Annotated in this window: 15 protein-coding genes and 1 tRNA gene; 7 read left to right on the top strand and 9 right to left on the bottom strand. The window is 63.1% G+C overall.

Annotated elements, in window-relative coordinates:
- Positions 1–14: 14 nt before the first annotated feature.
- Positions 15–1,193, top strand: coding sequence for an MBL fold metallo-hydrolase (locus FE851_RS01280; protein ID WP_186378843.1), 1,179 nt, complete (start codon positions 15–17; stop codon positions 1,191–1,193).
- 14 nt (positions 1,194–1,207) lie between these two features.
- Here the strand turns inward: FE851_RS01280 and FE851_RS01275 are convergent, their stop codons facing one another.
- Both FE851_RS01275 and FE851_RS01270 read right to left on the bottom strand, forming a co-directional pair.
- A complete protein-coding gene (locus FE851_RS01275) occupies positions 1,208–1,723 on the bottom strand; it encodes a DUF3617 domain-containing protein (RefSeq protein ID WP_145199175.1) in 516 nt (171 codons plus the stop codon).
- Positions 1,724–1,806: 83 nt separating this feature from the next.
- Positions 1,807–2,364: a DUF3617 domain-containing protein gene (locus FE851_RS01270; protein WP_261370823.1), complete on the bottom strand. Its 558-nt coding sequence runs from the start codon at positions 2,362–2,364 to the stop codon at positions 1,807–1,809.
- Between FE851_RS01270 and FE851_RS01265 the strand changes: the two genes are divergently transcribed.
- From FE851_RS01265 to FE851_RS01250, 4 genes are all read left to right on the top strand, one after another.
- A complete protein-coding gene (locus FE851_RS01265; protein WP_145199172.1) occupies positions 2,333–3,037 on the top strand; it encodes a DNA/RNA non-specific endonuclease in 705 nt (234 codons plus the stop codon). The two genes, FE851_RS01270 and FE851_RS01265, sit on opposite strands and share 32 nt — an antisense overlap.
- Positions 3,024–3,452 carry a hypothetical protein gene (locus FE851_RS01260; RefSeq protein ID WP_145199169.1) on the top strand — a complete coding sequence of 143 codons (429 nt, stop codon included), beginning with the start codon at positions 3,024–3,026 and terminating at the stop codon, positions 3,450–3,452. Before FE851_RS01265 ends, FE851_RS01260 begins: the two co-directional genes overlap by 14 nt.
- Before the next feature lie 40 nt (positions 3,453–3,492).
- Positions 3,493–5,676, top strand: a complete 2,184-nt coding sequence (gene uvrB / locus FE851_RS01255) for an excinuclease ABC subunit UvrB (protein WP_017184280.1) — start codon at positions 3,493–3,495, stop codon at positions 5,674–5,676.
- 156 nt (positions 5,677–5,832) lie between these two features.
- A complete protein-coding gene (locus FE851_RS01250) occupies positions 5,833–7,677 on the top strand; it encodes an ABCB family ABC transporter ATP-binding protein/permease (protein ID WP_145199166.1) in 1,845 nt (614 codons plus the stop codon).
- A gap of 46 nt (positions 7,678–7,723) precedes the next feature.
- On the opposite strand, the gene FE851_RS01245 is transcribed toward FE851_RS01250, so the two are convergent.
- Together FE851_RS01245 and FE851_RS01240 are read right to left on the bottom strand one after the other, a co-directional pair.
- Entirely contained in the window at positions 7,724–8,119 is a 396-nt protein-coding gene (locus tag FE851_RS01245; protein WP_019052298.1) for an acyl-CoA thioesterase, read from the bottom strand.
- Between the two features lie 115 nt (positions 8,120–8,234).
- Entirely contained in the window at positions 8,235–10,322 is a 2,088-nt protein-coding gene (locus FE851_RS01240; RefSeq protein WP_145199163.1) for a S9 family peptidase, read from the bottom strand.
- A 109-nt stretch (positions 10,323–10,431) separates the two neighbouring features.
- Here FE851_RS01240 and FE851_RS01235 point away from each other — a divergent pair, with 109 nt between their 5' ends.
- Positions 10,432–12,213 carry an aminopeptidase P family protein gene (locus FE851_RS01235; RefSeq protein ID WP_145199160.1) on the top strand — a complete coding sequence of 594 codons (1,782 nt, stop codon included), beginning with the start codon at positions 10,432–10,434 and terminating at the stop codon, positions 12,211–12,213.
- On the opposite strand, the gene FE851_RS26625 is transcribed toward FE851_RS01235, so the two are convergent.
- Positions 12,210–12,338 carry a hypothetical protein gene (locus tag FE851_RS26625; protein WP_261370822.1) on the bottom strand — a complete coding sequence of 43 codons (129 nt, stop codon included), beginning with the start codon at positions 12,336–12,338 and terminating at the stop codon, positions 12,210–12,212. The two genes, FE851_RS01235 and FE851_RS26625, sit on opposite strands and share 4 nt — an antisense overlap.
- Positions 12,339–12,451: 113 nt before the next feature.
- On the opposite strand from FE851_RS26625, the gene FE851_RS01230 reads away from it, so the two are divergent.
- Positions 12,452–12,526, top strand: a tRNA-Thr gene (locus FE851_RS01230).
- 32 nt (positions 12,527–12,558) lie between these two features.
- Here FE851_RS01230 and FE851_RS01225 read toward each other — a convergent pair.
- The 4 genes from FE851_RS01225 to FE851_RS01210 form a co-directional block, all read right to left on the bottom strand.
- Positions 12,559–13,593: a LacI family DNA-binding transcriptional regulator gene (locus tag FE851_RS01225; protein WP_145199158.1), complete on the bottom strand. Its 1,035-nt coding sequence runs from the start codon at positions 13,591–13,593 to the stop codon at positions 12,559–12,561.
- Between the two features lie 65 nt (positions 13,594–13,658).
- Entirely contained in the window at positions 13,659–15,671 is a 2,013-nt protein-coding gene (locus tag FE851_RS01220) for a TonB-dependent receptor plug domain-containing protein (RefSeq protein WP_145199155.1), read from the bottom strand.
- 121 nt (positions 15,672–15,792) lie between these two features.
- Entirely contained in the window at positions 15,793–17,178 is a 1,386-nt protein-coding gene (locus FE851_RS01215) for a porin (protein WP_019052292.1), read from the bottom strand.
- Positions 17,179–17,308: 130 nt separating this feature from the next.
- Positions 17,309–18,409 (bottom strand): helix-turn-helix transcriptional regulator, encoded by a 1,101-nt coding sequence (locus FE851_RS01210; RefSeq protein ID WP_145199153.1) that lies wholly within the window; start codon positions 18,407–18,409, stop codon positions 17,309–17,311.
- Between the last annotated feature and the right edge of the window lie 25 nt (positions 18,410–18,434).

Genomic DNA, 18,434 nt, shown 5'->3' with positions numbered 1-18,434 from the left:
CATTGCTGTTTGCAATGGTCGCCCTGTGCCTGGCCGTTACGATCGTGCCGCCCTTCCTCGACCGCATCTATTATGAAGGGCCGGTGAGCCGTCATTATGACGGCGCGCATTTCTTCAATCCCGATGGCGTGATCGACGTGCCCGCCCCGCCGGGGACGAGCCGACGGGGCTTTATCGCCAACTGGCTTCTGGGCCATGACGACCGGCCACAATGGCCCGACGCAATCGTCGTCAAGCCCGCCCGCCCCGCGCCCTTCGCGGCGCCGCGCGGGATGGTGGCGACATGGGTGGGCCATGCCACGGTGCTGGTGCAGGCGGCGGGCATCAACATATTGACCGATCCGATCTGGTCGGACCATGCCAGCCCCCTGCCCCCCTTCGGCCCCAAGAGGATCGCCCCGCCGGGCGTCCGCTTCGATGATCTGCCCCGGATCGACCTGATCGTCCTGAGCCACAATCATTATGATCATATGGACCTGCCGACCCTGAAGCGATTGTGGGAGCGCGACCGGCCCAGGATCGTCACCAGCCTGGGCAATGACACCATATTGAAGGCGCACGGCATCCCGTCGACCGCACTTGACTGGGGCCAGTCGGTCAGCGGCGTGGCTCTCAACGGGCTTGCCCCGCAGGCAGTGATCCAGTGCGGCAATTACGAACATTGCCCCGACTATCGCGTCCATGTGACCCGCAACCATCATTGGGGCAGCCGCTGGGGCACGGATCGCAACCGCGCGCTCTGGTCCAGCTTTCTGATCGAGACCCGCGCGGGCAACATCTTCTTTGCAGGCGACACCGGCGCGGGCGACATGGGCTGGCCCTATGAAGCCGCACGCTTCGGCCCGATCCGGCTGGCCCTGATCCCCATCGGCGCGTTCCGCTTCTGGAAAGGGCAGATGGCGTCGGACGCGCATATCGGCCCGCAACAGGCGGTGGAGGTGTTCAAACGGCTGGGCGCGTCGACCGCGATCCCGATCCATTGGGGGACGTTCCACCTGTCCTACGAACAATGGAATACGCCGCCCCGTATGCTGGACCTGTTCCTGGCGTGCGAAGGCATAGAGCGCCAGCGCTTCGCCCCGCTGCGGATCGGCCAGTCGCTGCTGGTGCCGCCCTACGCCGCCGTGGCGCAGGACAAGGGATCAAAGCGCAAGCGACAGTGCGACTGGCGCGCGATCAGGGCGCTGGAATAGCGCCCTGCCCGGCGTCAACCCTTGGGACAGTCGCCTACCCGCTTGCCCGACAGGTCATAGGTCGCGCGCAGCACCGCGCCGCCGCCTTCCGACTGCGTCATGGTTTCGCCCAGCGTCAGCGTGTCAGCGGTATAATTGCCTTCCAGCGCAATTTCCGACGTGCCCTTGCCCGCCGTACAGGCCAGGGTTGCGATCATGCGGCCCTTGCGGACCATCTTGTCCTTATAGGTGCAGTCCGTGCCATCCTTGCCCGCCATTGCCGCAACGTCCGGCAACCCTTCGGCATCGACCGAAAGGCAGACCTTATCCTCGCTCGTCTGCTTGAGCGCCGCCTGATATTGCTCCGGCGTGACGGTCGGCGTGTTGTAACCGGTGGTCTTGCGGGTCAGCACCCACTCGCCCGCCTGCATCAGGATCGGCGTTTCCTCGACTTCCGGCGCCGGGGCCGGTTCGCTACAGCCACCAAGGGCCAACATCGTTACGAGCGGCATGATCGCAAGCGGCATCCCCGCCAGCACGGTCTTTCGCATAACCTCTCCCCTGTTCTCTTGGTCGGAACAGGCCAGAGGCTCTACCCGTCGCGCACAAAGCGCAAGCGGAAATGCGTGGAGACTTATTCCGCCTTGGTGCAGTCAGGGCCGATCCACTTGCCTTCGGAACGTGCCTTCATCGCCATGGCCGCGCCATTGGGGCCACCCGCCATCTTCATGTCCATGTCCATCGAATAGGCCTCTTGCCCATAGGTGCCCGACATGCTGGCCTGCATCGTGCCGCCATCCGCCTTGCACGACACCTGCCCCTTCACGCTGCCACCGCTGACGGCAAAGCCCTGATAGGTACAATCCTTGTTTTCCTGACCGGAAAACATCTCGCCACTGGGATTGGCCGCTTCTTCAGGCGTGACGCAATATTTGAGCGACGTCTGGCTCATCATGCTCTTCATCTGGTCCTTCATGCCAGCGGGCGCGCCGGGCATGTTGGACAGGTCGATATCCTGCACGGTGAAGCGCCCTTCCCACTGGCCCGCCTTCAACTGCACCTTGTCGACCGCAGCCTTGACCTCTTCCTTGGTCATGGACGCGCCGCCATTGGCTGGCGCGTCGCCGGGCTTGTCGCCGCAGGCAGCGAGCAGCAAGGTCATGGTGGCGGCGGCAAATACAGCTCTGATCATCGCTTATCCCCTCATCGCGTCGGCATGGGCTGGGCCGTGGATAGCCGAGCATATCAAGCCGGTGCGACATTGCAAAATTTTCCCCGAAATGGATGGGCATCAGGCCTATCTGGACGCCGGACGGGCCGCCAAGAACCAGTTTCTGGCCTTGGCGCATTATATGGATACGCATGGCGGACAATCACCGCCAGACCCCGCTGATCCACCGTCGCTGGAAAGCCAGATCCTCGACAACAACTGGCGCAAGGAGACGAAGAATGGCTATGATTTCCATATTGATGTCATTGCGCGACCGAGGGAAGTCGTCGCTGAGCTTACAGACGGCCCGATTGCCGCGCGCTCACGGCGTGCTCAGGCTCAGGCGGGTCAGCCAGATCGCCGTCCGGGCGATGATGGCGGTCATTTTATCGCTGCCCGCTTCAACGGTCCCGGCGACAGCGTCAACCATTTCGCCCAGGACCGGAATTTCCACCGTGGCGCCTATCGCGCCATGGAAGATGGCTGGGCCAAAGACTTACGGGCGGGAAAGAAAGTCACCGTAAATATCGTTCCGCTATATGACGGAACATCCAAACGACCCTATAGCCTTACCGTCAAATGGTATGTGGACGGAGAGCCAAATATTCAACACTTCGACAACGAAGCGAAAGGCAAAGCACATGCCGGAAGATAAATTGGATTTGCTCGGACCAATTATGAACGACATTGGGCACGAGCTTGCTCATATCGTTGGTGGTGATCCTGACGGCATATTCCTCTATGCGGAAATTGGTGACGGATGGGTCAGACCCAGTATTTTCAAGGATGAAGGCGATCTGGTGCGCTGGTATGATCCCACAGATGCCTATTTGTCTGACCTTCTCTTTAAGGCCTGGTATCTCGAACCGGAAGCGCCAAATATGCGCTGGTCGGTTCTGGAATATGCCATCGTCGACAAAAAATTTCACGTCAGCATGAAATATCCAGAAGAAGTGAATGTTGACAAGATTGATCCAGAGCGCCGCCGCAAAGCCCTGCGCGCGCGTTTCGGTGACAAGCCTGTCATCTATCCACCCCCGCCCAATGGCGCGTTCGAGTTGAAGCCCTGACGTCAATTGCGTCCTGACGCAAACACCCCATATTGCCCCCATGGCCATCCAGATCCGCACCACGCTCGACGAGCCCGACACCGAAACCAGCTTCGTGCCGCATCGCCCCGCGCGACCGGACAAGAGCGAGGGCGGGCGCCCGTTCAAGCTGGTGAGCGATTATGAGCCATCGGGCGACCAATGCACCGCGATCCCCGAACTGGTGGAACAGGCACTGGCAGGCGAGCGCGATCAGGTGCTGCTGGGCGTTACGGGCTCCGGCAAGACCTTCACCATGGCCAAGGTGATCGAGGCGTTGCAGCGCCCGGCGCTGATCTTGGCTCCCAACAAGATCCTCGCCGCGCAGCTTTATGGCGAGTTCAAAAGCTTCTTTCCCGACAATGCGGTCGAATATTTCGTCAGCTATTATGATTATTACCAGCCCGAAGCCTATGTGGCGCGGTCGGACACTTATATCGAGAAGGAAAGCAGCGTAAACGAGAGCATCGACCGGATGCGCCATTCGGCCACGCGGTCGCTGCTGGAACGGGACGACTGCATCATCGTCGCGTCCGTTTCCTGCCTCTATGGCATCGGCTCGGTCGAAACCTATTCGGCCATGACCTTTTCCATGAAGAAAGGCGGGATAGAGGATCAGCGCGAGATCATCCGCAAGCTGGTCGCGCTCCAATATAAGCGCAACGACGCAGGTTTTGCGCGCGGCAATTTCCGGGTGAAGGGCGACAATCTGGAAATCTTCCCGTCCCATTATGAGGATACAGCCTGGCGCATATCCTTTTTCGGTAACGAGATTGAGGCCATCGTCGAGTTCGACCCGCTGACCGGCAAGAAGGTCGCCAGCCTCGATTATGTGAAAGTCTTTCCCAACAGCCACCATGTCACCCCCGGCCCGACGCTGAAGCAGGCGATGGAGGCGATCCGCTTCGAACTTGCCGAACGGCTCAAGGAGCTGGAGAGCGAGGGCAAGTTGCTGGAGGCGCAGCGGCTGGAGCAGCGAACCAATTTCGACCTGGAGATGATCGCAGCAACGGGATCATGCGCGGGGATCGAAAATTACAGCCGCTTTCTGACCGGCCGTCTGCCCGGCGAACCCCCGCCGACCCTGTTTGAATATCTCCCCGAAAACGCGCTGCTGTTCGTGGATGAAAGCCACCAGACCGTGCCGCAGATCGGCGCGATGGCGCGCGGCGACCATCGGCGCAAGATCACGCTGGCCGAATATGGCTTCCGCCTGCCGTCCTGCATCGACAACCGTCCGCTGCGTTTCAACGAATGGGACGCCATGCGGCCCCAGACGGTCAGCGTCTCCGCCACGCCCGGCAAATGGGAAATGGAGCAGACCGGCGGCGTGTTCAGCGAACAGGTGATCCGCCCCACCGGCCTCATTGACCCCCCGGTCGAGATCAAGCCGGTCGAGGATCAGGTGGACGACCTGATCAACGAATGCCGCAAGGTCACGGCCAATGGCTATCGCACTCTGGTCACCACGCTGACCAAGCGGATGGCCGAAGACCTGACCGAATTCATGCATGAGGCGGGAATCAAGGTCCGGTACATGCATAGCGATGTCGAGACGCTGGAGCGGATCGAACTGATCCGTGACCTGCGGCTTGGCGTTTATGACGTGCTGATCGGCATCAACCTGCTGCGTGAAGGGCTGGACATTCCCGAATGCGGGCTGGTCGCCATTCTGGACGCGGACAAGGAAGGCTTTTTGCGTTCCGAAACCTCGCTGATCCAGACCATCGGGCGCGCGGCGCGGAACGTGGACGGGCGGGTGATCCTCTATGCCGACCGGATCACCGGCAGCATGGAACGCGCGTTGAACGAAACCGGGCGGCGGCGTGAGAAGCAGGAAGCCTATAACCGCGAACATGGCATCACGCCGACGACGATCAAGCGCAACATCGGCGACATCATCGCTCATGTGGCCAACAAGGACAGCGTGCTGGTGGAAACCGGCGATGCCGACCGGCCCCACATGGTTGGCCACAATCTGCGCGCCTATATCGAGGATCTGGAAAAGAAGATGCGCGCCGCCGCCGCTGACCTGGAATTTGAGGAAGCGGGACGGATCAGGGACGAAATCCGCAAGCTGGAGGCGGAGGAATTGGGCCTGCCGCACGATCAACAGGTGGCAGCGCCCAAGGGACGCGCGACCGAAGGCAAGCCGGGCACGCGGAAGTTGCGCTATGGCAAGACCCAAAAGAAATTCGGGCGGTAGGGGTATGCCGTTTCCAAACTAGCCGTTCGTTTCGAGCAAAGTCGAGAAACGCTGTGCATTGCTTTCTCGACTTCGCTCGAAACGAACGGAGGAGTGTGTTATCGCACCCTCTAAACCACCGCTGGATAATCTGGCGCCGCGCTCTACATAGCGCCTATGCCGCCTGACATGCCCACATCCGCGCCATTGCCTCCCGTCTGGGCGACGCTCCGGCGGTTCCTGCCCTATTTGTGGCCGGCAGATGCGCCCGCTTTGCGACGGCGGGTGGTCGTCGCCATGCTGTGCGTGCTGGCGGCCAAGGTCATCAGCCTGGCCATGCCCTTTGCCTACAAGGCCGCGATCGACCGGATGGTGCCGGGGATGGAACCGGCCGCCAGCCTGGCGATCGCGCTGGTCGCGGTCTATGCGGGCGCGCGTTTTGGCAGCGTGTTGTTCGATAATCTGCGCAATGCGGTGTTCGAAAAGGTCGGGCAGGAAGCCGGGCGGCGGCTGGCCGACGATGTGTTCGTTCACCTGCACCGCCTGTCGCTGCGCTTCCATCTCGACCGGCGCACGGGCGCGGTCACGAAGATTGTCGAGCGCGGGACCAAGAGCATCGATACGATGCTCTATTTCCTGCTGTTCAACATTGCGCCCACCGTGCTGGAGCTGATTGCGGTCTGCGTCATTTTCTTCGTGAAGTTCGGTGCATGGCTGGTCGTCGTGACGCTGGCCATGGTCGCGCTTTACATCTGGTTCACCCGCACCGTGACCGAATGGCGCAACCAGTTGCGCCGCGACATGGTCGACATGGACACCAGCGCTGTCGCCCATGCCGTCGACAGCCTGCTGAATTTCGAAACGGTCAAATATTTCGGCGCGGAAGAACGCGAAGCCAGCCGTTACGGCACGGCGATGCGCCGTTATGCGCAGGCGGCGGTGAAGAGCGAGAATAGCCTGGCCTGGCTCAATATCGGCCAGTCGCTGATCACCAACCTGATGATGGCGGGCGCGATGGCCTATACCGTGTGGGGGTGGAGCCGCGGGCAGTTCACCACCGGCGATGTCGTGCTGGTCAATACGCTGCTGGCGCAGTTATTCCGGCCATTGGACCTGCTCGGCATGGTCTATCGCACGATCCGGCAGGGCCTGATCGACATGGAAGCGATGTACAGGCTGATGGACACGCAGCAGGAGATTGCCGACATGGACGGCGCGCCTGCCCTGATCGCATCGGGCGGCGAAGTGCGGTTCGATCATGTACGCTTTGGCTATGATCCCGAACGCGAGATATTGCACGATGTCAGCTTCACCGTGCCTGCCGGGCGGACGCTGGCGATCGTGGGGCCGTCGGGCGCGGGCAAATCCACCATCGCGCGCATCCTGTTCCGTTTCTACGATATTCAATCGGGCCAGGTCAGCATAGACGGGCAGAACATAGCCAGCGTGACGCAGGCGTCGCTGCGCGCGGCGATCGGCATCGTGCCGCAGGACATGGTGCTGTTCAACGACACGGTAGGATATAATATCGGCTATGGCCGCGAGGGCGCGAGCCAGGCGGAGATCGAGGCCGCAGCCAAAGCCGCGTCGATCCACGACTTCATCCTCGGCCTGCCGATGGGCTATGATACGCGCGTGGGCGAACGGGGCCTCAAACTGTCAGGCGGGGAAAAGCAGCGGGTGGCGATCGCCCGCACGCTGCTGAAAGACCCGCCAGTGCTGGTACTGGACGAAGCGACCAGCGCGCTAGACAGCCGGACGGAGAATGAAATTCAGGATGTGCTGCGCAACATTGCGCGCAAACGCACCACCCTGATCGTCGCGCACCGCCTGTCCACGGTGGTCGACGCCGACGAAATCATCGTGCTGGACCAGGGCCGCATCGTCGAACGGGGCCGCCACGCCGATCTGGTGCGGGCGGACGGCCTCTATGCCGTGATGTGGAACCGGCAGGCGGCCGAGCGGGACGATATGCCGGTCGAACCGGGGGTTGGGGATGTGTTTGAGGTGGTGCGGGAATAAACCTTTTATCCGTTCGTTTCGAGCGAAGGCAGTGGCCCCCCGCCCATCAATCCACAAAATTCGCCGCCACCTCCGGCGGCACGCGCAATATGCGGCCCGTGCTTTTGTCCACGATCGCCCAGGTGGATCTGGCCGTGACCTTCACCTTGCCATCAGGGCCGCTGAATTCGATCAGCCGGTCGAAGCGCGCGCCGCGGGGGGCATCGGGAATCCAGGTACGGGCCGTCACCGTCTCGCCCTCCGCCACATTGCCGCGATAGTCGATTTCGTGACGGGTCACGACCCAGACATAGGCTTCGACATGCGCCGGATCAGCATCATGGGTCCAATGTTCGGTCGCGACCTGCTCCATCCACTGGACCCAGACCGCATTGTTGACATGGCCGAGTATGTCGATGTCGGCCGGCTGGGCGGTGATCTGGGTGGTGTAGGACGAAGCCATCTCTATCCTCCGTTCTGTTCAAGCCTGTCGAGAACAATTCTCGACACCTTTGTTCTTGTCGGGCGCTTCTCGACTTCGCTTGAAGCTGCCCGAACCGAACGGATTTGGAAAAATATCACGCTCCAGCCATCCCCATCTGCCACAGAATGAAGGCAAACTCCTCCGCGCTTTCGTGCAGGCTCTCGAACCGCCCGGATTTGCCGCCATGGCCCGCGCCCATATTGGTCTTGAGCAGCAGGACATTGTCGTCGGTCTTGGTCGCGCGCAGCTTGGCCACCCATTTGGCCGGTTCCCAATAGGTGACGCGCGGATCGTTCAACCCGGCGGTCACCATCAGCGGCGGATAACTCTGCGCCTTCACATTGGCGTAGGGGTCATAGGCCAGGATCGTCTCGAACGCTGCCTTGTCCTCGATCGGATTGCCCCATTCGGGCCATTCGCCCGGCGTCAGCGGCAGCGTTTCGTCCAACATGGTGTTGAGCACATCGACGAAGGGCACATGCGCCACCACCGCGCCCCACAGATCGGGATCACTGTTGATGACTGCGCCCATCAGTTCGCCGCCCGCCGAGCCGCCCGAAATGCTGATCCGTCCCTTGCTGCTATAGCCAAGGTCGATCAGCCCCCTGGCCACATCGACAAAGTCGGTGAAGGTGTTGTTGCGTTTGTCGAGCTTACCGTCGAGATACCATTGCTGGCCGAGATCATCGCCGCCGCGAATATGGGCGATGGCGAAGGCGAAGCCGCGATCCAGCAGCGACAGCCGCCCGGTCGAAAAACCCGGCTCCATCGCCATGCCATAGGCGCCATAACCATAGAGGTGCAGCGGCGCGCTGCCATCGCGCGGCAAACCGGCGGGATAGACGATCGACACCGGAATCTGCGTGCCGTCGCGCGCCGGGATCATCAGTCGCTCGGTCGCATAGCGGCTTGCGTCATAGCCTGACGGAATTTCCTGTACCTTGAGCAGCTCGAACCGCTCTTGCGCGATATGATAGTCGAAAATCGTGTCGGGCGTGACCATCGATTCATAGCCGATGCGCAGAACCGTCACGTCATATTCGGGATTGTCATCCAGCGACGCGGAATAGCTTGCCTCCGGGAATGGCAGTCGCTTGGGCATGTGCGTCGCATAATCGCGCAGCTCGATCTGATCGAGGCCGTCCAGCCGCCCTTCCGTGACGTAGAAGCGTTTGAACAGGGTGAAATCGGTCAGGTAGAAATGTGCATCGGGCGCGATCACCTCCGTCCATTGACCGGGCGCTGCCAGCGTGGCTGTAACCAGTCGGAAATTGGGATGGGTGTCGTTGGTCCTGATGTAGAGCGTGCCTTCATGTTCATCGACATCATATTCCCGGCCCGCCTGCCGCGCGGACACGAGCAGGGGCGGCGCGGTCGGATTGTCGGCGGGAATCAGCCAGGCTTCGGTCGTCACATGATCGCCCGTCGCGATGACGATCCATTTTTCCGACGAGGTAAGGCCGATCGAGACGCGAAACCCCTCATCGGCCTCGTGGAACAGTTCGACGTCGGACTCGACGCTCTGCCCCAGCCAGTGCAGCCGGGCGTTGTCGGTCCGCCAGTTTTCATTGGCGAGGCCGTAGAGCAGCCCCTTGCTATCGGACGTCCACACCAGCGATGACAGGGTGTCGGGGATCGACTCCGGCAAAATCTCGCCGGTAAAAAGATCCTTGATCCGCGCCTCGAACCGTTCCGACCCGTCATTGTCGATCGCATAGGCCAGATAGCGGCCATCCGGGCTGACCGACATCGCGCCCAGCCGGAAATAGTCATGGCCCTGCGCCAGCGCCGGTTCGTCCAGTATCAGCTGGTCAGCGCTTCCATCGTCCTTGGCGGCCACGGGCCTGCGATACCATTTGCGATATTGCGCGCCGGTTTCGAATGCGCGCCAGTAGATATAGTCGCCATCCTTTTGCGGAACGGAACTGTCATCTTCCTTGATGCGCCCCTTCATCTCGGCAAACAGCGCGTCGGTCAGCCCCTTGTGCGGGGCCATCGCCGCCTCGAACCAGGCATTTTCCTGCGCCAGATAGTCCAGCACGTCCGCGTCCTTGACATCGGGATAGCCCGGATCGCGCAGCCAGGCATAATCATCGCTGACGGTGATGCCATGATGGGTAATGCTGTGCGGCCGCGCTAGTGCGACGGGAGCGGCAACGGGCGACATGGTGTTTACGGTCATTCACTATCCATCTGCGAGAACAAGGCGAGCGCTGGCATATAGGCCACAGCCTGCTTATGTTGTTGTCATTATGGCCTGCGCAAGAGGGCCGATACGCAAGGAAGCATGAATGTCCACCTATCAAGACCGTCTCAACGCCCTGCGCGACCAGCTTGCGCGCGACCGGCTGGACGGCTTCGTCGTGCCGCTGACCGACGAGCATATGAGCGAATATGTCGGCGCCTACGCCCAGCGCCTCGCCTGGCTGACCGGGTTCCAGGGGTCGGCGGGCAGCGCCGTGGTGCTGCCGGAACAGGCCGCAATCTTCGTCGACGGCCGCTATACGTTGCAGGTGCGCGAGCAGGTTGACGGCGCGCTGTGGCAATATGAGAGCGTCCCGCAAACCTCCATCGCGGACTGGCTGAAGGCCCATGCCCCGGCGGGCGGGCGGATCGGTTATGATCCCTGGCTCCATACCCGTGCCTGGGTGGAGCAGGCGAGCGCGGCACTGGCGGACAAGGGCGCGACGCTGGTGGCGGTGGACACCAACCCGATCGACCTGGTGTGGCCCGACCGCCCTGCCCCCAGCGACGCGCGGCTGGTCGTCCATGACGATCGCTATGCCGGGCAGAGCGCGGCGGAAAAGCGGCAGGCGATGGCTGACTGGCTAGTCGGGAAAAAGGCGGATGCCGCGGTGCTCTCCGCGCTGGATTCCATCGCCTGGACCTTCAACATCCGGGGCAAGGATGTGGACCGGACGCCAGTCGCGCTCGCCTATGCCATCGTCCATGCCGACGCGACTGCGGACCTGTATGTCGCGCCCGAAAAGATGGACGAAGCCGTCGCCAAGCATCTGGGCAATGCCGTGCGGGTGCATGATCGCGCCGCTTTTGCCGATGCGCTGGCGGGCTTTGCGGGCAAAAGCGTGGTGGCCGATCCCGAACGGGCGGTGGCGGCGATCTTCGAGGCGCTCGACAGCGGCGGCGCGACCATATTGCCGCTGCGCGATCCTGCTATCCTGCCCAAGGCGATCAAGAACCCGATCGAGATTGCCGGGCACAAATCAGCGCAGGCCCGTGACGGCGCAGCCTTGAGCCGCTTCCTCCACTGGGTGTCCGTGGAAGCGCCCAAGGGCGGCCAGACCGAAATGACCGCTGCCGACCGGCTGGAAGCGTTCCGCAAGGAAACCGGCCTGCTGGAGGATCTGTCCTTCGACACGATCAGCGGGGCCGGCCCGAATGGCGCGGTGGTGCATTACCGGGTCGAGGAAAAGACCAACCGCCCGATCGAGACGGGCACGCTCTATCTGGTCGATTCGGGCGGCCAATATCGCGACGGCACGACCGACGTGACCCGCACGCTGGCGATCGGCGCGCCTAGCCGCGAGATGCAGGAGCGTTTCACGCTGGTGCTGAAAGGCCATGTCGCCCTGGCGCGCGCGGTGTTCCCGGTGGGGACGCGTGGCGGGCAGCTCGACATATTGGCGCGGCAGTTCCTCTGGGCGCAGGGTCTGGATTATGCCCATGGCACCGGCCATGGCGTTGGCAGCTTCCTGTCAGTGCATGAAGGACCGCAGCGGATCGCGACGTTCGGCGGCGGCGACGAGCCGTTGCAAGCAGGCATGATCCTGTCCAACGAGCCTGGCTATTACAAGACGGGCGAATATGGCATCCGCATCGAAAATCTGGTGCTGGTGGAGGAACGGGCCATTGCGGGCGCGGAAAAGCCGATGCTGGGCTTTGAAACGCTGACCTTCGCCCCGATCGACCGTCATCTGATCGCGCTCGATCTGCTCAGCCCCGGCGAGCGGGCATGGGTCGATGCCTATCATGCCAAGGTGCTGTCGGTCGTCGGGCCGCAGCTGGATGGCGATGCGAAGGCGTGGCTGGAGAGCGCCTGCGCGCCGCTTTAATCCTTGGGGCCATCGGGCGCGGGCGGCGAAGGCAGGATTTCCCGCGCCTGTGCCTTGCGCCGACGCAGATTGGTGCGCAACGCCTGCGCCAGCCGCGCCTTGCGGTCATCCTGTTCGCTCGTCATGGCATGGCCTTAAGCAAAATGTGGCATCCGCCGCAACCCGCCTTGACAAGGGCGGCGCGCACAGCCATAGGCCCGGCTCCGCAGGCCGAACAGGCCCGCGGACATGAAATAGTGCTGCCGTAGCTCAGTGGTAGAGCGCATCCTTGGTAAGGCTGAGGTCGTGAGTTCAATCCTCACCGGCAGCACCATTTCTCCCCCGGACATCGACATGAACTTGCCGTCAGGCGGGCGGCGGTGCGCTCGATTCCGCGATCAGCAGCGGCAGGTCGACCTCGATCAGTGTGTCGACAGACCGTTTGGCGATGATATCGAACAGACAGCGGGCGGCCATCTGCGCCATCTCCCCCATGGGCCGCTGCACCGTCGTCAGCGCCGGGACGATCATCCTGGCCAACAGGCTGCCATCAAATCCTATGACGGTCAGGTCACGCGGCACCACCAGACGGCGCGAGGCAGCTACCTTGATCACGCCTGCGGCCATGATGTCATTGGCGGCAAAAATCGCGGTCGGCATCGGGTCGATCGACAGCAACCGCTCGGCCGCCGCCACGCCTGACTCAAAGCTGTAATCGCCTGCCTCCTCGCCCACCAACGCCACGCCCGCAGCCGCCAAGGCGGACCGGAAACCCGCGCGTCGCTCTTGCGCCGAAAGCATTGCGGGTGGTCCCGACACATGCGCCACGCGCCTATGGCCTAGCGCCACGATATGTTCGGCCACGCGCACGGCCGCATGGCGTTCGCCCGATACCAGCATGGCGTCGAATCCGGGCAGGCGGACCGATGCAAGCGCCACCGCCGGGATGCCCAGGGTCCGAAGGGCGTCAGCCAGGCCCGGCACACCGGAGACCGGCGCCAGAATGACGACGCCATCGACGCGGGAGCGCCGCACGAAATCGAGCACATCCTCGACCGAACCGTCCTGACCCGTCAGGGTTGCGTGGGCAATGACTTCATAGCCTTGTGCGGTCGCTTCGTTCGCGACGCAGCGATGCACGTCGCCCAGCACCAGCACATTCCCGTCATTATGGATCATGCCGATCAGATAGGAGCGTCCGGTCGCCAGTCCCCGCGCACGCGCGCTGGGGCGGAAACCCAGCGCCGCGATCGCGTCCACTATCTTCGCGCGGGTTTCGGCATTGACCTTGGGCGATCCGTTGATCACGCGGGAGACCGTGCGAATGGATACCTGCGCCCGGTCGGCCACGTCCGCGATCGTGACGTCGGCCCCGATCGCCCAATTGCCCTGCTCTGTCATGACACAGCCATAGCCGGTCTGCCGACGCAGACAAGATCATGCATGATTGCCGTAAGACCGGCTTGTCAGTTGGCGAAACTGATGCCGATCCACAGCGTGCGCGGCGTGCCCAGGTCCATGGACCCGCCCGCATTGCGGGTCACAACCTTCTCGTCGAACAGATTTTCGCCCCGTGCCACCAGCGTCACGCCATGGCCGACCGGCAGCCGTGCGATGGCATCGAGCGTCAGCGCGTCAGGCAGCACGTCGCTTTGCAGGTCATCCTCATATTGTTTGGCAACATAGCGCAGCGTGGTCGACAGGGTCGGCCCCTGCGCCGGACTATAGGCAATGGTCGCGCTGGCGGCATGGCGGGGGCTTTGCGCCGGGGTCAGGCCGTCAAATGGCTCACCGGTCGCGTGCACGCTGCTATGGCTATAGGCGTAGGAGGCGGACAGGCGCATGTCCCCCAGCGCCGCTGCCGCCGTCAGTTCGATCCCCTTCGCCACGATGCGGTCGACATTGCGACGCTGGCGGGTGGTCGCATTGATGGTGACATTGGCGATGGCGTCGTCCAGCCGGTTATAGAAGGCGGTGGCCGACAGGGTGACGCCCGGTGCGGGCGTAAGGTCGATGCCTGCTTCCGCCCCCTTCAGCTTTTCCGGGGTCAGCGCGGCATTGGCCTGCGTCGTGATCGGAAAGACTACGAACGGACGGTAGAGTTCATTCAGCGTCGGCAGGCGGAAGCCGCTATAGGCCGCGCCGCGCAACGCGATCGCCTCGGTCACCCGGTAGAGCGCGCCGACCCTGCCCGACACTTCCCAGTCGGACCGGTCGGCAAAGGCGCTGTTGGTGACTGCCCCGGTCGTCGCACTGACCTGCCGGTAAAAGCCGTTGCGGATCGACCAGCGATCGGCCCGCACCCCGCCGGTCAGGACCAGCTTGCCAATCGTCCAGTCATCCTCGACAAAGATACCGCTGGTCAGTTCCTTACCCCCGGCATGGCGGCGGAAGGTCGCCGGGTTGCTGGCGATATTCGCGTTGAAGGCGTCCTCGAACATGTCGCCGGTGGCGAAGCGGGTGTCGACACCGACGCGCAGCAGATGGTTGCCACCGACGGGCGGGCGCAGTTCGATCTTGCCGCCAAGGCCGGTCGAGGGCGTGTTGCGCTGGTCTAGCGACTTGCGGAAGGTCGAGGACGACATGACGATGTTAGAAAAATTGCGCGCCTGTATGTAGGCCAGCGCATCGACCTGCCACGGCCCGCGATTGATATAGCGGATGCTGGCGTCCTGCCCCTGACTCATACTGTCCGCACCGGCGAAACGCAGCGTGCGCTTATCTTCAAACAGGGTTGCGCGAAATTGCAGTTCGGCGTTCGCGGAGACAGGCGCGACCGCGCGGATGTTGGTGGACCATCCGTCATAGGCGGCGGGCACGGTTGCGGCGACGCGCTGTCCCTTGGGTGTGGTCTGGAACCCGTCGCCCCTGTCCCACCGCCCGGACAGCGACACATAGCCGCTGCCAAGATCCGGCGTCAGGCTGGCGGACAATTCGGTCGAATCGCGGCTGCCATAAAAGGCGCTCGCGGCAAAGGTCGGCAGTTGATCGCGCGTGGCGCTCGCCAGTTCGATCGTGCCCGCGACCGCCCCTGCACCAAATGCGCCGATACCCCCGCCGCGCGTCACCCGCACGACCGACAGCCGATCAGGCACCAGCGCGTTGAACGGAATATAGCCGAAGAAGGGATCGGCCATCGGCACGCCGTCCAGCAGGAGCAACGTCCGGCTGGACGCATTGCCGCCCAGCGCACGCAGGGTAGCGCCTTGCGCCGAAGGGTTGGCGGACCGGCTGTCGGACCGGCGGAACTGCTGGAAACCAGCGACATCGCCCAGCACGCTTTCGATCCGGCCCGACGCGCTGTCCTGCAACCGGGCGCGGTCGATCACCACAGACCCATAGGCCGGAGTGCCGGGCGGCAGCGACAGGCCCGTGCCAGTGACGATGATCGACGGCGTATCCCCCGCATCGTCCGGCGCCTGCGCCAGCGCGGCTGTAGGAATGGACAAGAGCAAGGCGGGCAGAATGGTGGTTTTCATGACAATCCCCTCGGCGCCCCCTGTCCTGATTTTTCAGCATTTTTGCAAACGGAAAGGGACCGCACCCTTTCTAGGATGCAGTCCCCGCCCCGTGACATTGTTCCTTGGGTCGACCAGTCTGTCAGAAGAACAGGATCGCCCCGGCCGCCAGCGCGTCGGAACTGGCCTCATTGCCATTATGCGCTTTCGACGTCGTGTGAACATATTCGCCCAGCAGCGTCACCCAGCTGTTGAGGCCGTAACGCACTTGCCCGACCCAGCTGCCATTCTTGTCCACGAGCAGCGGATTGGCCAGTGCATCTGCGGCATTGGCATAGTCGAGATGGCTTTCACCGTAGCTGCCGCCAACCGAGATTTTGCCGAACGTCGCCAACCCCTGCAGATAGAAGCCATGGCTGTCGCGCCGGTTACCAAGACCATCGGTATCGAACAGGTTGAGCGCGGTCGTGCCCAGGCCCGACGCATCATAATAGGTGCCGACCAGCGTGACCGGCCCGAACGTGACCTTGGCACCCGCGTCCCAGCCCCAGCCGGTATAGTCCGGACCCGCAATCACATTATGCTTTTGGCTGATCCCCGACAGCCACAGCCGCGTCGCAACATCGCCCAGCTTGCCGTCATAGACGAACTTCGCCTGAAAGCCCGGCTGCTTGTTCGATTCCGCCGGGCCGGTGAGCGAGGACAAGGGCTCGAAAATGCCGACACTGGCGGTGAAGCCGTTGAAATTGGGCGTGGTATAGGTGATCTGCGGCTGGAAATCGGTGTAGATATAGCCAGTGCCGATCCGTCCCAGCGTCGTGTTGGACGGGGCGACATTGCCTGCCGGCGTGCCCGACGACAGCAGGGTGATGTCGTTGAGGATCGCTTCGGACCCGAACAGGCCGATGTCGCGGCCGATCTTCACTTCACCAAAACCGGCCCGACCAAAGGTCAGATAGGTCTGGCGAAAGTCGATCCCGGCGGTCTGGAGCGCGCGGGGATTGCCGGGGCTGTTGGCCCCGCCGCCCGCGGCATAATTGACCGAATTGATGCCGGGATACATGCCGAAATGCGCGCCGACGTCCCAGCCGCCCTGCGTCGTCATCGCCTCGACCTTCAAGAAGCCGGGCAGCAGGCCATTGCGGATCGCCGAGCTGTTGCCGCCCACCGTCGCCACGCCGCCGACGACGGTGTTGGTCGCATTGGGCGCCTCGCCATTGTCATGGACGTAAAAGCCATTGACCGAACCGGAGAATTTGAGCGTGACATCGCCCATTTGCAGCCCCACACCGCTGTCGGCCATGCGGACCAGCGGCTTGCCGCCCGACGCATCCGGGGTGACTGGCGGCGCTTGCGCGGCCTCTGCGCTCTGGCCCTTCAGCAGCTCCTGATATTCCTCATCGGTCAGGATGCCCTTTTCATGCAGGCGCTTGAGCAGATCGGCCGTGGTGCCGGCCATGGCCGGTGCAGCGGTGGCGGCGAGCAGCAGCGCTCCCGCCGCGCTCATCAGGCGCAACGTCCCTTTCATATCATCCTCCCGTTCGTGACGCCGGTTTCCCCCCGGCCGAAGCAGGAGAGTGGCGGGTCCGAACGGACAGGAAAATTAGACTTAGGTTCTCATCCCTTCGGACAGTGCAGGCGCGCCGAAAGGGATGCCGTCAATGGCTGATCAGGCCGACGATCCGCACAAGTTGCGACTCCCGGCGACATCCGGTCTTGTCGTAGATGCTGCGCAGTTGCACCTTCAACGTCTCGGCCGATACGCCGCGCGCCGCCGCGATGTCGGCGCGGGACTGGCCCGCCGCCAGCCGGATGGCGATGTCTGCTTCGGCCGGGGTCAGGCCGAATGTCCGCATCAATAGCTGGACGTGCCGGTCCGTCGGCGCGCCAACCCGCGCGATCATGATGGCGCGCGGCGCGAAAGGCAGTGCCCAGGGTCGACTGGGCAAGGGGTAGCATTCCAGCATGATGCCCACGCCCCCGCTATCATCGCGCAGCGCGACCGGATCGGCAGCGCGGCCAGGCGGGTCTATCACGGCGCGAACCGCGCGGGCGATGGCGCGGCTTTCATCGGGCCGTTCGCTGGCCAGCCAGCCATCACGGACGCGAATGCGGCTGGTGGCCAGCAGCGCGTCGGCGCGCGGGGTTATGCCCCCAACCCGCCCGGTCGCATCGAGCAGCCAGCAGGCGCGGTCCATCGCCTCGAACGTACCGGACAACAGCGCAAATCCCTGCTGCTCGATCGCGCGCTGAAGCAACACGGCCGTGCGGACGTGCGGGGCAATCGCGCCAAACAGGTCGCGCTGCTCCTGGGTTGTGCGCCCATCCTTGCTGTCGCGCAGCAACGCCAGCCCGATCATCCCTTCCCGTCCCGCCAGAAGGCGGGTCTGACAGCCATTGAAAATGTCGAAATCGGCGCAAAGGTCGAGATAGTCGTCCGCGCGCAGCGACTGGCGCGCCACATCATATTGCGCTTCGTGGACGATGGTCGGACTGTCGCGCAAAGCGTCAGCCGCGACGCGATAATTCAGGTCAGGTCGGGACTGGTCGATCGTCGCGGTCTTAGCGACGATGCTGTCATCAATGTCGCTGATCCAGTTGAAACTGCTGGCGCCGGGACCAAAGCCGATCAGTTGGCCATGACGCGACCCGGTCGCGGCGGCCATCGCCCTGATCGCCCTGTCCCAGTTTTCCGGGTCCAGCGCGGCGGACAGAAACAGGTCTGCCCATTCATCCCCATTCGTGGCGCGTGACGCCATCCCCCATAACCCCCACAGTCGAGCA

Origin of the sequence: Sphingobium sp. B2 (assembly GCF_007693735.1) — a bacterium.
Classification (GTDB): Bacteria; Pseudomonadota; Alphaproteobacteria; order Sphingomonadales; family Sphingomonadaceae; genus Sphingobium; species Sphingobium xenophagum.
Note: the sequence above shows the minus strand (reverse complement) of the source record. Positions and strands in the feature narration are given on the sequence as shown.

Coding starts and splice junctions, on each gene's coding strand:
- FE851_RS01250 (WP_145199166.1), top strand. CDS start 5,833: ATGCCGCCTGACATGCCCACATCCGCGCCATTGCCTCCCGTCTGGGCG.
- FE851_RS01210 (WP_145199153.1), bottom strand. CDS start 18,409: ATGGCGTCACGCGCCACGAATGGGGATGAATGGGCAGACCTGTTTCTG.
- FE851_RS01280 (WP_186378843.1), top strand. CDS start 15: ATGGTCGCCCTGTGCCTGGCCGTTACGATCGTGCCGCCCTTCCTCGAC.
- FE851_RS01275 (WP_145199175.1), bottom strand. CDS start 1,723: ATGCGAAAGACCGTGCTGGCGGGGATGCCGCTTGCGATCATGCCGCTC.
- FE851_RS26625 (WP_261370822.1), bottom strand. CDS start 12,338: ATGACGAGCGAACAGGATGACCGCAAGGCGCGGCTGGCGCAGGCGTTG.
- FE851_RS01215 (WP_019052292.1), bottom strand. CDS start 17,178: ATGAAAGGGACGTTGCGCCTGATGAGCGCGGCGGGAGCGCTGCTGCTC.
- FE851_RS01220 (WP_145199155.1), bottom strand. CDS start 15,671: ATGAAAACCACCATTCTGCCCGCCTTGCTCTTGTCCATTCCTACAGCC.
- FE851_RS01225 (WP_145199158.1), bottom strand. CDS start 13,593: ATGACAGAGCAGGGCAATTGGGCGATCGGGGCCGACGTCACGATCGCG.
- FE851_RS01265 (WP_145199172.1), top strand. CDS start 2,333: ATGGTGGCGGCGGCAAATACAGCTCTGATCATCGCTTATCCCCTCATC.
- FE851_RS01240 (WP_145199163.1), bottom strand. CDS start 10,322: ATGACCGTAAACACCATGTCGCCCGTTGCCGCTCCCGTCGCACTAGCG.
- FE851_RS01270 (WP_261370823.1), bottom strand. CDS start 2,364: ATGATCAGAGCTGTATTTGCCGCCGCCACCATGACCTTGCTGCTCGCT.
- uvrB (WP_017184280.1), top strand. CDS start 3,493: ATGGCCATCCAGATCCGCACCACGCTCGACGAGCCCGACACCGAAACC.
- FE851_RS01260 (WP_145199169.1), top strand. CDS start 3,024: ATGCCGGAAGATAAATTGGATTTGCTCGGACCAATTATGAACGACATT.
- FE851_RS01245 (WP_019052298.1), bottom strand. CDS start 8,119: ATGGCTTCGTCCTACACCACCCAGATCACCGCCCAGCCGGCCGACATC.
- FE851_RS01235 (WP_145199160.1), top strand. CDS start 10,432: ATGTCCACCTATCAAGACCGTCTCAACGCCCTGCGCGACCAGCTTGCG.